The sequence below is a fragment of the Streptomyces sp. WAC04114 genome (genome assembly GCF_019733245.1).
Classification (GTDB): Bacteria; Actinomycetota; Actinomycetes; order Streptomycetales; family Streptomycetaceae; genus Streptomyces; species Streptomyces massasporeus_A.
Window position 1 is genome coordinate 17,218 of sequence record NZ_JAIGQA010000034.1, and the last position, 12,027, is coordinate 29,244.

The 12,027-nt window shown below is 71.1% G+C and carries 10 protein-coding genes; 3 read left to right on the forward strand and 7 right to left on the reverse strand.

All coding sequences use genetic code 11. The features are described 5' to 3' along the window. Positions 1 to 12: 12 nt before the first annotated feature. The 6 genes from K4G64_RS12340 to K4G64_RS12365 all read right to left on the reverse strand — a co-directional run bounded on the left by K4G64_RS12340 (position 13) and on the right by K4G64_RS12365 (position 8,990). Positions 13 to 1,575, reverse strand: a complete 1,563-nt coding sequence (locus K4G64_RS12340; RefSeq protein WP_221756071.1) for an APC family permease — start codon at positions 1,573 to 1,575, stop codon at positions 13 to 15. A gap of 38 nt (positions 1,576 to 1,613) precedes the next feature. After that, positions 1,614 to 3,080 (reverse strand): aldehyde dehydrogenase family protein, encoded by a 1,467-nt coding sequence (locus K4G64_RS12345; RefSeq protein WP_221756072.1) that lies wholly within the window; start codon positions 3,078 to 3,080, stop codon positions 1,614 to 1,616. After that, positions 3,061 to 4,230, reverse strand: a complete 1,170-nt coding sequence (locus tag K4G64_RS12350) for an aromatic ring-hydroxylating dioxygenase subunit alpha (protein ID WP_221756073.1) — start codon at positions 4,228 to 4,230, stop codon at positions 3,061 to 3,063. The genes K4G64_RS12345 and K4G64_RS12350 overlap by 20 nt, the downstream gene beginning before the upstream one ends. A gap of 34 nt (positions 4,231 to 4,264) precedes the next feature. Then, positions 4,265 to 6,715: an FAD-dependent oxidoreductase gene (locus K4G64_RS12355; protein WP_221756074.1), complete on the reverse strand. Its 2,451-nt coding sequence runs from the start codon at positions 6,713 to 6,715 to the stop codon at positions 4,265 to 4,267. Between the two features lie 135 nt (positions 6,716 to 6,850). Beyond that, the gene (locus tag K4G64_RS12360) at positions 6,851 to 7,936 is read right to left on the reverse strand and encodes an S-(hydroxymethyl)mycothiol dehydrogenase (RefSeq protein WP_221756075.1); all 1,086 of its coding nucleotides are present in this window, start codon (positions 7,934 to 7,936) and stop codon (positions 6,851 to 6,853) included. Positions 7,937 to 8,159: 223 nt separating this feature from the next. After that, positions 8,160 to 8,990 (reverse strand): IclR family transcriptional regulator, encoded by an 831-nt coding sequence (locus K4G64_RS12365; RefSeq protein ID WP_221756076.1) that lies wholly within the window; start codon positions 8,988 to 8,990, stop codon positions 8,160 to 8,162. Between the two features lie 312 nt (positions 8,991 to 9,302). Here K4G64_RS12365 and K4G64_RS12370 point away from each other — a divergent pair, with 312 nt between their 5' ends. Genes K4G64_RS12370 through K4G64_RS12380 form a run of 3 tightly spaced genes read left to right on the forward strand, consistent with a single transcriptional unit; the run spans position 9,303 to position 11,055 of the window. Further along, the gene (locus K4G64_RS12370) at positions 9,303 to 9,626 is read left to right on the forward strand and encodes a bifunctional 3-phenylpropionate/cinnamic acid dioxygenase ferredoxin subunit (RefSeq protein ID WP_031107233.1); all 324 of its coding nucleotides are present in this window, start codon (positions 9,303 to 9,305) and stop codon (positions 9,624 to 9,626) included. Then, positions 9,623 to 9,877: a hypothetical protein gene (locus K4G64_RS12375; protein WP_221756077.1), complete on the forward strand. Its 255-nt coding sequence runs from the start codon at positions 9,623 to 9,625 to the stop codon at positions 9,875 to 9,877. Before K4G64_RS12370 ends, K4G64_RS12375 begins: the two co-directional genes overlap by 4 nt. Then, entirely contained in the window at positions 9,865 to 11,055 is a 1,191-nt protein-coding gene (locus tag K4G64_RS12380) for an NAD(P)/FAD-dependent oxidoreductase (protein ID WP_221756078.1), read from the forward strand. The genes K4G64_RS12375 and K4G64_RS12380 overlap by 13 nt, the downstream gene beginning before the upstream one ends. Positions 11,056 to 11,200: 145 nt before the next feature. Here K4G64_RS12380 and K4G64_RS12385 read toward each other — a convergent pair whose 3' ends face one another. Next, complete coding sequence (locus K4G64_RS12385) at positions 11,201 to 11,761, reverse strand: hypothetical protein (protein WP_308122347.1); 561 nt, start codon at positions 11,759 to 11,761, stop codon at positions 11,201 to 11,203. Between the last annotated feature and the right edge of the window lie 266 nt (positions 11,762 to 12,027).

The following is a 12,027-nucleotide window of genomic DNA, read 5'->3' on the forward strand; positions in this document are numbered from 1 at the left end:
CTCCTTCAGCCTTCATTCGGCCGCCGGGGTGGCGACGGGAGCGGTGTCCGTGACCTGCGAACGGTGCTCGGCGAGCACGCCGGTGCGGTGCCGCTGCACGAACCAGTAGTAGGCGAAACCGCCGCCCGCGATGACGGCGACGAACAGCACCGCGCCCCACCGCAGGTACCAGTGGTAGGGAGCAGCGGCGTTGTAGACCGCGGCCCGGGGCCAGATCAGGTTGAGCGTCATGGCCGCGCCCCACAGGACGGCCAGGATGTTGACCGGCAGACCCCAGCGGCCCAGGGAGAAGCGGCCCTCGCCCGCGGGCTGCCACGTGCCGCGCAGCCGGGCCACCAGCAGCGGCACCGTGACGCCCAGGTAGGCGAGGTAGATCATGATGATGCCGATGCTGGTGACGACCGTGAAGATCTGCGGCTGGCGGATGTTGACCACCAGGATCGCGAGCGCCAGGATTCCGATGATCACAGTCGGCAGGACCGGTGTCTGGAACTTCGGGTGGCACTTGGCGAGTTTCGCGGAGGCGGGCAGGTTGTTGTCGCGGGCCATCGCGAACGCCAGCCGCACCGCCGCCGTGTGCACGGCCAGGGCGCACACCGTCACCGCGATCAGCACACACCACAGCATCGCCTTGCCGGCCGTCGGGCCGAGCACGTCCAGCACGATGTACTGCAGGCCGTCCGTGGACAGCTTCTCGCCCTTCAGGCTGGACACGCTCATCAGCGCGAGCAGCAGGATCAGCCCGCCCAGCAGGAAGGACGCGACGATCGCCCGGATGATCGCGCGCGGCGCGTTCCGGGTCGGGTCCAGGGACTCCTCGCCGAGCGAGGCGGCGGTGTCGAAGCCGTACATGACGTACGCGGAGGCCAGCGAGGCCACCAGGAAGGCGCCCAGGTAGCCGTTGCCGTAGCCCGCGCCGGTGCCGTGCGTCTCCATGACGACCTGCGGGCCACGCGTGATGTGGACCGCGAACATGACGATCAGTACGACGGTGGCGATCAACTCGATGAACACGCCCGCCGTGTTGATCCGTGCCATCAGCTTGACGCCGAAGGCGTTCACGAGGGTCGTGAACAGGATCAGCACCGCGGCCAGGATGACCGCGTTGGTCGCCACGTCGTAGGTACCGGTGCCGTCCCCCACGAACTGGAAGAACGACGAGATCTGCGGCAGCGTCAGCTGGTAGGCCAGGGCGACGGCCGATATGGACACGATCGATGCGATCAGCATCATCCAGCCGGCGAGCCAGCCCAGGTGCGGATTGCCGATCTTCTTCGACCAGTTGTAGACGGAGCCCGCCACCGGGTAGCGGGCGGCGAGCTCCGCGAAGCACAGGGCCACCATGAACTGGCCGGCGAAGACCATCGGCCACGACCACCAGTAGGCGGGGCCGCCGCTGCCGTAGCCGAAGTAGAACAGCTGGAAGGTGCCGGTCAGGATCGAGATGTAGCTGATCCCGGCGGCGAAGGTGTGGAAGTTGCCGAGGGTGCGCTTGAGCTCGGGTCTGTAGCCGAACTCGGTCAGTTCGGCGTCGTCCCGGCCGTGCGGTTCGGTCGACTCTGCGGTTGTTTTCATGGGCGGTTCCTCAAGGATGTGTCGCAGGGTTGGTTCGATCAGTCGAACCAACCCTGGGGGGTGGGACGGGTGTTGCGCCAGATGTGTTTCGTCTCGCGATACTCGGCGAGTCCCGCGGGCCCGAGTTCGCGTCCGAATCCGGACTGCTTGAATCCGCCCCACTCCGCCTGCGGGACGTAGGGGTGGTAGTCGTTGATCCACACCGTGCCGAGCCGCAGCCGGGCCGCGACCCGGGCCGCGCGCGCCTCGTCGCTCGTCCACACCGCGCCGGCGAGGCCGTAGACCGTGTCGTTGGCGAGGCGTACGGCCTCCTCCTCGCTCGTGAACCGCTCGACGGTGAGGACGGGTCCGAAGGATTCCTCCCGGACCACCGACATCCCAGAGGCGCACTCGTCCAGCACGGTGGGCGGGTAGTAGAAGCCGTCGGCCAGATCCGGCCGGTCCGGGCGGGAGCCGCCGCAGCGCAGCACCGCGCCCTCCGCGAGGCCCCGCGCCACGTACGCCTCGACCTTGGCCCGGTGGGCGGCCGAGATCAGCGGCCCGGTCTGCGCCCGGTCGTCGAACGGACCGCCCAGCCGGACGGCCTTCGCCCGTCGCACCACCTCGTCGACGAACCGGTCGTGCAGACGGTCCTCGACGAGCAGCCGCGCCCCCGCCGAGCACACCTGCCCCGAGTGCAGGAACACGGCGGTCAGCGCCATGTCGACGGCCGTATCGAAGTCCGCGTCGGCGAAGATGACGTTCGGGTTCTTGCCGCCGAGTTCCAGGGCCACCTTCTTGACCGTCCCGGCGGCGGTCGCCATCAGGCGGCGGCCGGTCTCCAGGCCGCCGGTGAAGGACACCAGGTCCACGTCCGGATGGTCGGCGAGCGGGGCACCCGCCTCCGGTCCCGCGCCCAGGACCAGATTGCCCACGCCCGGCGGAAGACCGGCCTCCGCCAGCAGGCGCAGGAGGTGGATCGCGGTGTGCGGGGTCAGTTCGCTGGGCTTGAGCACGAAGGTGTTGCCCGCCGCGAGGGCGGGGGCGACCTTCCACGCCGTCTGCAGCAGCGGGTAGTTCCAGGGGGTGATCAGCCCGCACACGCCGACCGGCTCGTGCACCACCCGGCTGTCCACGCCGTCCCGGCCGGTGTCCACGACCCGGCCGTGCTCGCTCGCCACCAGCCGGCCGAAGTAGCGGAAGCAGTTCGCGATGTCGTCGATGTCGTACGCGCTCTCCACGAGCCGCTTGCCCGTGTCCAGGGACTCGGCACGGGCGAGCGCGTCCTTGTCCCGCACCAGGAGTCCGGCGACGCGCAGCAGCAGATCGCCGCGCTCCTGCGCCGGGGTCCGCGGCCAGGGCCCCTCGTCGAAGGCCCGGCGGGCCGCGGCGATCGCCTCCGCCGAGTCCTTGCCGCCGGCCTCGTCCACGACCCCCACCAGGGAGCCGTCGGCCGGGCAGCGGATTTCACGGGTGCGCTCGTCGACAGCGCCCCGCCACTCACCGTCAATGAACAGGTCCGGCATGCGCGCCTCCCAGCCGCTCGACGAGCCATTCGTGGAAGATCTGGATGTGATGCTCGTTGGGGACCAGCACACCGCCCTGGCGGTAGGCGCGGGAAGCCATCGCCGGCTGCGTCCGTTCACAGGCCTCGAAGTCCTGGACGTTGACCCGGTGAAAGAGCTCCACGGACTTCGCCACGTCCGCCCCGGACTCCACCACCTCGGGCGCGTACAGCCAGTCGCACTCGACGACCGTGCGGTCCTCGGCGAGCGGGAACATGCGGTGCAGGATGACGTGATCCGGGACGAGGTTGACGAAGACGGTCGGCTTGACCGTGATGGCGTAATAGCGCCGGTCCTGCTCGGCGGCCACCTCGGGCAGCCTGCCGAATCCCTCGCTGCCGTCGACGGTGAAGCCCTTGACCTCGTCGCCGAACGCCGCACCGTGGCCCACGAAGTACTGGGCGGCGTATCCGTCGGCGAACTCCGGCAGCACCTCGGTCAGTTCGGGGTGGATCGTCGCACAGTGGTAGCACTCCATGAAGTTCTCGACGATCAGTTTCCAGTTCGCCTTCACGTCATAGGTGATGCGTTTGCCGAGCGCCAGGTTCTCCGTGCCGTAATGATCGATCGCGGCGACGTCGCCGAGCCGCTCGACGGCCGCGTGCAGGACCGTCTCCTCGAAGGAGGGCGGTTCGTCCGCCAGGCACACCCAGGCGTAGCCCAGCCACTCGCGCAGGGCCACATTGATCAACCCGTATGCGACACGGTCGACGTCCGGCATCTTGATCAGGTTGGGTGCGGCGATCAACTTGCCGTCGAGGTCGTACGTCCAGGCGTGGTACGGGCACTGGAGCGTGCGGCGGATCTCGCCCGACTCCTCCATGCACAGCCGGGCTCCGCGGTGCCGGCAGACGTTCAGGAAAGCGCGCAGTTCGCCCTTGCGGGTCCGGGTGATGATGACGTTCTCGCGACCGACCTGGACGGTGCGGAAGGAGCCGGGCCGGTCCAGGTCGGCGCTGCGGACCGCGCAGCACCACATCGCCTCGAAGACGTGTTCCTGCTCCTGTTGGAAGACGCCCGGGTCGGTGTAGTAGCGGCCGGGGAGGGTGGCGATCAGGCTCGGGGTGCTCGGGGTGCTCGGGGTTCCCGAGGTGGTCGGGGTGGTCGTCACGTGCGTGCTCCTCAGAGAGGCCAAGGCATGCCCCCTAGCGGCGGATGCGCGTCATCTTCGGGTCGAACAGCGGCTCGTCCGCGACCGTGGCCGGGACCTTCTCGCCGATGTACTCGATGTGCACGCCGGTGCCCGTGGGAAGACCGGCGGGCAGCCAGGCGTAGGCGACGCAACGGCCGAGCGTGTAGCCGTACGACGCGCTGGTGACGTAGCCGGCCGGGAGGCCGTCGACGTAGACGGGCTCCTTGCCGAGGACCACGGCGGCGGGGTCGTCGAGGAGCAGCGGGGTGAGGCGCCGGGTGGCCTCGCCCTTCCCGGCGAGCGCGGCCTTGCCGACGAAGTCGTCCCGGTCCATGCGGACCGCGAAGCCGACACCGGCCTCGAACGGGTCGTGCTCGTCGGTCATGTCGACGCCCCAGGCGCGGTAGCCCTTCTCCAGGCGCAGGGAGTTGAACGCCGACCGGCCCGCCGCGATCACGCCGAGCTCCCGTCCCGCCTCCCACAGCGTGTCCCAGAGCCGCAGCCCCAGGTCGGCGGTGGTGTACAGCTCCCAGCCGAGCTCGCCCACGTAGCTGAGCCGCATGGCTGTCACCGGGACGTGCCCGATGTAGGTCTCCTTGGCGCGGAAGTAGCCGAAGGCCTCGTGGGAGAAGTCGTCCGGGGTGAGCGGCTGGACGAGGTCGCGGGCGAGCGGGCCCCAGACACCGACGCAGCACGTGCCGGAGGTGATGTCCCGGATGTGGACGTCGGCGGGTGCGTGGCGCAGCAGCCAGTCCAGATCGGCGGGGGAGTTGGCGCCGACCTGGAAGCGGTCGGACGCGAGGCGGGCCACGGTGAGGTCGGAGCGGATGCCGCCCGAGGCGTCGAGGAGCAGGCTGTAGGTGACCGCACCGGGCTTCTTGCGGAGGTTGTTGCTGGTCATCCGGTCGAGGAAGTCGAGGGAGCCGGGGCCGGTGACCTCCAGACGGCGCAGGGGCGTCATGTCGTAGAGGGCGACGCCCTCGCGGGTCGCCTTCGCCTCGGCGGCCGCGACGGGGGACCAGTGGCGGGCCGACCAGGCGTCACGCGCGGGCAGCGGCCCGAGGGCGTCCACGAGCGGGGCGTTCGCCTCGTACCAGTGCGGGCGCTCCCAGCCGCCGCCCTCCAGGAAGTACGCGCCGAGCTGCTGCTGCCGGGCGTGGAAGGGGCTGACGCGCAGGGGCCGGGGCCGCTCCATGGGCTGGAGCGGGTGGATCACGTCGTACACCTCGACGAACTGCTGCGCACCGCGCTCGAGGACGTACGACGGTGAGCGCTGCGCCTGCTCGAAGCGTGTGAGGTCGCATTCGTGCAGGTCGATCGAGGGCCGCCCGTCGACCATCCACTCGGCGACGGCCTTGGCGACACCGGCGGAGTGCGTGACCCAGACGGCCTCGGCCAGCCAGAAGCCGCGCAGCCACCGGGACTCGCCGAGGACCGGCATACCGTCCGGGGTGAAGGAGAAGACCCCGTTGAAGCCCGCCTCGATCTCGGCGTCGCGCAGGCCGGGCATGAGGTCCCGGCAGTCGGCCCAGCTGGGGGCCCAGTCCTCCTGCGTGAAGGGGTACGAGGACGGCATGTCCATGCTCCGGGCACGGGCCTCGTCGTACGGCAGCACCGCGAACGGGTCGACGGGAAGGGGCCGGTGGGCGTACGAGCCGATGCCGATGCGGTCGGTGTGCTCGCGGAAGTACAGGTCGCGGTCCTGGAAGCGCAGGATCGGCTTCGAGGCCTCCGCGGTGGCGCCGCTCAGTTCGGGGAGCGGCCCGGTCCTGGCGTACTGGTGGGCCAGCGGCTGGAGCGGGACGTCGATACCGGCCATGCGGCCGATGACCGGCCCCCAGAAGCCGGCCGCCGAGACGACGTGGTCGGCAGGGAAGGTGCCCCGGTCGGTGACGACGCCGGTGACCCGGCCGTCCTCCCGCTCGATGCCGGTGACCGTGTGCCGGTCCAGGAAGCGGGCTCCTTGCGCGCAGGCCCGGGCCATCTGCGCCCGGGAGGCGAGCAGGGCCCGGGCGAGACCGTCGTCGGGGGTGTGGAATCCGCCGAGGACCAGCGACTCGTCGATCAGCGGCCACAGTTCCTTGCAGCGTGCGGCGCCGACGATCTCGCCGCGCACGCCCCAGGAGGCGGCGTAGCCGGCCCTGCGGTGCAGTTCGGCGAGGCGTTCGGGGGTGGTGGCCAGTTCCAGGCCGCCGACCTGGTGGAAGCAGGAGACGCCGTCGACGTCGAGCGAGGTGAACTTCTCGACGGTGTACCGGGCGAGGGTGGTGAGGGTCTTCGACGGGTTGGTCTGGAAGACGAGGCCGGGGGCGTGCGAGGTGGAGCCGCCGGGGGCGGGCAGGGGGCCCTGTTCGAGGACGGTGATGTCGGTCCAGCCGCGGGCGGTCAGTTCGTCGGCGAGAGAGCAGCCGACGATACCGGCGCCGATGACGACCACGCGGGGGTTTTCGGGTGTGCTGGACATGCCCCTCCTTGCCGGGACGGGTGCGCGTTGCCAGGGGGTGCGCGTTGCCGGGACGGGTGCGCGTTGGGGGAGTGGGGCGTTGGGGCCTTCGGTTACGACGGTCCTAGGGGCCGTGTGAAGGTGCGGAACGGTCGCTCACAGCACGACCACCGAACGCAGCACCTCACCCCGGTGCATCTTCGCGAAGGCCGCCTCCACCTGGTCCAGGGCGATGGTCTCGCTGACGAACGCGTTGAGGTCCAGCAACCCGTACAGGTACTGGTCGATGAGATAGGGAAAGTCGCGGCTCGGCAGACAGTCGCCGTACCAGGAGGACTTGATCGCGCCGCCCCGCGAGAACACGTCGATCAGCGGCAGTTCGACCTTCATCTCGGGGGACGGCACACCGACCTGGACCAGCAGACCGGCGTGGTCGCGCATGTAGAAGGCCTGCCGGAAGGTCTCGGGGCGGCCCACGGCGTCGATCGCGATGTCGACGCCGAAGCCGCCGGTGAGCTCCCGCACCGCCTCGACCGGGTCCGTACCCCGTGAGTTGACGGTGTGTGTGGCGCCGAACTTCTCCGCCTGGTCGAGCTTCCTGTCGTCGATGTCCACGGCGATGACCTGCATGGCGCCGTTGAGACAGGCACCCGCGATCGCCGCATTGCCCACCCCGCCACAGCCGATCACGGCGACCGAGTCACCTCGGCCGACGTTGCCGGTGTTGACCGCCGCGCCGTACCCGGCCATCACGCCGCAGCCGATGAGCCCGGCCGCCTCCGGGCGCGCCGCGGGGTCGATCTTCACCGCCTGTCCCGCCGCGACCAGCGTCTTCTCGGCGAACGCCCCGATGCCGAGGGCGTTGGAGAGCGGCGTGCCGTCCAGCAGGGTCATCGGCCGGCCGGCGTTGCGGGAGTCGAAGCAGTACCAGGGACGGCCCCGGCGACAGGAGCGGCAACTGCCGCAGGGGGCCCGCCAGGCCAGCACCACGTAGTCGCCGGGCTTGAGCTCGGTGACCCCCTCGCCGACCGCCTCGATCGTGCCGGCCGCCTCATGGCCCAGCAGGAACGGGAAGTCGTCGTTGATCGCGCCCTCCCGGTAGTGCAGATCCGTGTGGCAGACCCCGCAGGCCTGCACGCCGACGAGGACCTCCCCGGGCCCGGGATCGGGAACCACGATCGTCCGCACCTCGACGGGTGCGCCCTTCTCGACAGCGACTACGGCACGGACCTCGTGTGGCACGACAAGCTCCTCTGCTGTTGCGCAATGCACGATGGGTTGCGCGATGGGGAACATAGTGGGAACGCCATGGAGGAGCCGTCAAGAGGTGCGAGCCATGGTTCGGGTCAACCCTTGGGAAACGGAACGGGACGGGCGAAACCCGCCGGACACACAACAGCGCGGGACCAGGCACTTCACCTGATCCCGCGCTGTGCTTCCGCTGCCGACGACCCCCGACGCTACGTCAGAAGCCGTAGCCCATACGCCGGGACAGCTCGACCGCCGCCGCCTCCGTCCGCTTGGCCACCTCGGGCAGCCGCTCCTGGGTCAGCCGGTACACCGGCCCCGAGACGCTGAGCGACGCGATGACCTTGCCGTCGTGCGCCCGCACGGGAGACGCCGCCGCCGCCAGTCCGATCTCCAGCTCCTCCACCGTGATCGCGTACCCCTGCTGCACCACCGTGTCCAACTCGCCGCGCAGCATGGACGCGACGGTCGCGGTGCGCTCCGTGAAACGGTGCAGCGGGCGCGCCAGGAGCCCCTCGCGCAGGGTCGGCGGCAGATGGGCGAGCAGCACCTTTCCGCTGGCCGTGGCATGCAGCGGGGTGCGCCGGCCGAGCCAGTTCTGCGCGGTGACGGACGCGGTGCCGCGAGCCTGCATGATGTTGACCGCCGCGTCGTCGTCCAGGACCGCGATGTTGACCGTCTCGCCCAGCTCGTCGGCGAGTTCCCGGCACACCGGGACGCCTTCCTGGGAGACATCCAGCCGTACTGCCGCCGCCCCCGCGAGGCGCAGTACGCCGGCGCCCAGGTAGTACTTGCCGCGGTCCTTCGCCTGGGCCACCAGGCCGCGGTTCTCCAGAACGCCGAGCAGCCGGAACGCCGTGGACTTGTGCACGTCCAGTTCGTCGGCGATCTCGGTCACCCCCGCCTCGCCGTGCCGCGCGAGGATCTCCAGCACACTCACGGCGCGGTCCACCGACTGGACGGCGCTCGCAGCGCCTCTGCCGCCCTGCTTGGCTCCGCTCTCCGTGCCGTTCTCCTCCTGGCCGGACTGCTTCTGCGTGCGGGTCATGGCTGAACTCTCACCACCTGTCGGCCCTGTTTGGGCCGCATCTGCGGGAACCCCTTGACGCGACGGTCGCCCCGCCCGGATTCTGTTGCGTATAGCGCTTGCTCATGCGCCATGTGAAACATCATGTTACCGAAGGGTCCGGATCTCGGTAGGGGACGAACTCCCGGCAGGGAGCCCTCCCCGTGGGCGGGACCGGATGACGTGCACCAACACCTTCCCGTGCCAGGAACCGCCCCGGTCCGGCACTCCTGAACTGCCTACAGTCTGGCCGAACTGGTCCGGACCATGCGTCCCGGACCGAGAGGGGGGCCCATGATTCCCGTCTGCCACCTCGAAGACCTCCCCAAGGGTGAGTCCTTCCGCGTCGAGACGACCCCGCCCGTCGCCGTGTTCCACACCGACGACGGCGATCTCTACGCCATCGACGACACCTGCACCCACCAGGACGCCTCCCTCTCCGAGGGCTGGCTGGAGGGCTGCCTCGTCGAATGCCCGCTGCACGCCGCCTCGTTCGACCTGCGCACGGGCGTCCCCACCTGCCTCCCGGCCCGCCGCCCCGTCCGCACCCACCGCGTCACCGTCGACGACGGCGTCATCCACCTCCACCTCGCTGCGGAGGAGGGGACAGCGGCGTGAACACCCAGCGCACGGGTGGCGCGGCTGGGCGGGCGGCTGCCGCGCTGTGCCACACCGCGGGCGGTCGAGCCCACATCGCCGGGGCCGGCCGGCGCCACGCCGGGGCCGGTGACACCCGCCCGCCGAGGGCCCGCGCGCCCCGCATCGCGGCCGGTGTGGCCGACGAGCCCGGCACCCGCGGCGGCACCCCGGCTGGTGCGGTCGGTGGCGCTCCCGGCGCCGCGAGGAGGCACCCCGCATGCGAACCGTGACGATCGTCGGCGCCTCGCTCTCCGGCCTCTACGCCGCCCGGGAACTGCGCGCCCAGGGCTACGACGGGCGGCTCGTGATCATCGGCGACGAACCCCACGAGCCCTACGACCGACCTCCCCTCTCCAAGGACTTCCTCACCGGCCGATCCGGCGAGACCCACCTCGCGCTCACCGACGCCGAGGAGACCGCCGAACTCGGCGCCGAGTGGATCCTCGGCGTCCGTGCCCGCGCCCTCGACGCCCGAGGCCGCACCGTGCTGCTGGACGACGGACGCACCCTCTCCACCGACGGCGTCGTCATCGCCACCGGTGCCTCGGCCCGCCGGCTGCCCGGCGACACCCTGGCCGGGGTCCACACGCTGCGCACCCTCGACGACGCAACGGCCCTGCGTGAGGAACTCAGCCGGGGCCCGCGCCGGGTCGTCGTCATCGGCGGCGGCTTCATCGGCGCAGAGACCGCGTCCTCCTGCTCCTCCCTCGGTCACAGCGTCACCGTCGTCGAGGCCGCCCCGCTCCCGCTCGTGCCCCAACTGGGCGCCGAGATGGCCGCCGTGTGCGCCGCACTGCACCGCCGCGCCGGCGTGGATCTGGTCACCGGCACCGGCGTGGCCGGGCTGCGGGGTACCGCCTCCGTCAGCGGAGTGGACCTCACCGACGGCCGCACCCTCCCGGCGGACGTCGTGATCGTCGGCATCGGCGCCGTCCCCAACACCGCCTGGCTCGTCGGCTCGACCCTGGCATTGCGGGACGGCGTCCTGTGCGACGACGGTTGCGTGACGGCCCTGCCGCAGGTCGTCGCCGTCGGCGATGTCGCAAGCGTCGGCGGTGACCGCGCCGAACACTGGACCTCCGCCACCCAGCAGCCCAAGGTCGCAGTGACCAACCTGCTCGCCGGCCGCACCGCCGAGACCGCCGACGCGGTGCCCTACTTCTGGTCCGACCAGTACGGCGCCCGCATCCAATTCGCCGGCCGACACCGGGACGGCGACACCGTCCGCATCACCGAGGGCGAACTCTCCGACGGCGCACCGGCCGAGGGCGGCTTCCTCGCCCGCTACGAGCGGGACGGCCGTACGACGGCCGTACTCGCCGTGGACCGCCCGCGTCCGTTCATGCGGGCCAGACGCGAACTCGCACGGGGCGCGGGGGAGGGGCGGGCACCGTCGGCCCTCCGGTGAGGCGGTCCGGGGCCTTCCTGTGGGGACGCGCGGTCCACGGTGAAGATGCGCGGGACCCCCATGTTGAGGATGCGCCGGGCCGAGTCTCGGCCCGGCGGCCGCTCTCGCATCCGGTGACCTCGCCCCGGCTCACTCTCGCCATGCCTCACGAATGGGACAGCTGCCCGGCCCCACCCCGCCGGCGTATCCGCTCCTGGCCCCGCTCGGCGACCCTCTCCTGCCGCCGGGCCCGGCGCCGCTCGCGCCGCAGGGCCCGCGCCGTGCTGCTCGGCACGGAGACCACGCCGTTGCGCTGGTTCCAGACCTGGCGCGTCACCCACACGTCGAGCGCTCCCCAGGTGGCCGCGATCGTGCTGACCACACTGCTGATCACCATGGGGAACGCCAGCCAGGACCCGGCCATCGTGCACAGGAAGGCCACCATCGCCTGCATCAACGTCACGGCTATGAGGAGGACCGCCCGCACCGCCGCCGTCCGCACCGGATCCGGCAGGCGGCGCCGTCGTGCGGGCTCCTCGACCCACAGGGGCCGGTAGTACTGCTCGTGGGTGTCATGACCCGCCTCGCGAACCGGAACCCCCCTCTCTCGGCCCAAGGGCTCCGCCGCGCCCTCGGACATGTCGCGATCGGTCGCCCCGGGATCCCGATGCCCCGTCAGCCGCGCCCCACTCGCCCTGGGCGCACCGCGCCGTTCCGCCGTGCCCATCACCGTGTCACTCCCCACCGCCAGCAGACCGCTCGCTCGCATCCGAAGACCCGTGCTCCCCAGTGGCTGCCCGGCTTGCGCTGTTTTACGCCGCCCGGGTGCGGGACGCGGCTCCTGTGGCCGATTCCGCCCCCGTTCCCCACAGAGAAGGACGAACAACTCCGCACGAAGATTCCCAAGTACCGAAAAATTTCAGCCAACCACCCTGGCGGAGTCGCGCAGTTGGCCCGCACCGCGACCACCGGATTCGGGGAGACAACTCCCGC

Excerpts from the sequence above, each read along its gene's own strand:
- K4G64_RS12340 (WP_221756071.1), bottom strand. The coding sequence starts at position 1,575 with ATGAAAACAACCGCAGAGTCGACCGAACCGCACGGCCGGGACGACGCC.
- K4G64_RS12345 (WP_221756072.1), bottom strand. The coding sequence starts at position 3,080 with ATGCCGGACCTGTTCATTGACGGTGAGTGGCGGGGCGCTGTCGACGAG.
- K4G64_RS12355 (WP_221756074.1), bottom strand. The coding sequence starts at position 6,715 with ATGTCCAGCACACCCGAAAACCCCCGCGTGGTCGTCATCGGCGCCGGT.
- K4G64_RS12365 (WP_221756076.1), bottom strand. The coding sequence starts at position 8,990 with ATGACCCGCACGCAGAAGCAGTCCGGCCAGGAGGAGAACGGCACGGAG.
- K4G64_RS12370 (WP_031107233.1), top strand. The coding sequence starts at position 9,303 with ATGATTCCCGTCTGCCACCTCGAAGACCTCCCCAAGGGTGAGTCCTTC.
- K4G64_RS12380 (WP_221756078.1), top strand. The coding sequence starts at position 9,865 with ATGCGAACCGTGACGATCGTCGGCGCCTCGCTCTCCGGCCTCTACGCC.
- K4G64_RS12385 (WP_308122347.1), bottom strand. The coding sequence starts at position 11,761 with ATGGGCACGGCGGAACGGCGCGGTGCGCCCAGGGCGAGTGGGGCGCGG.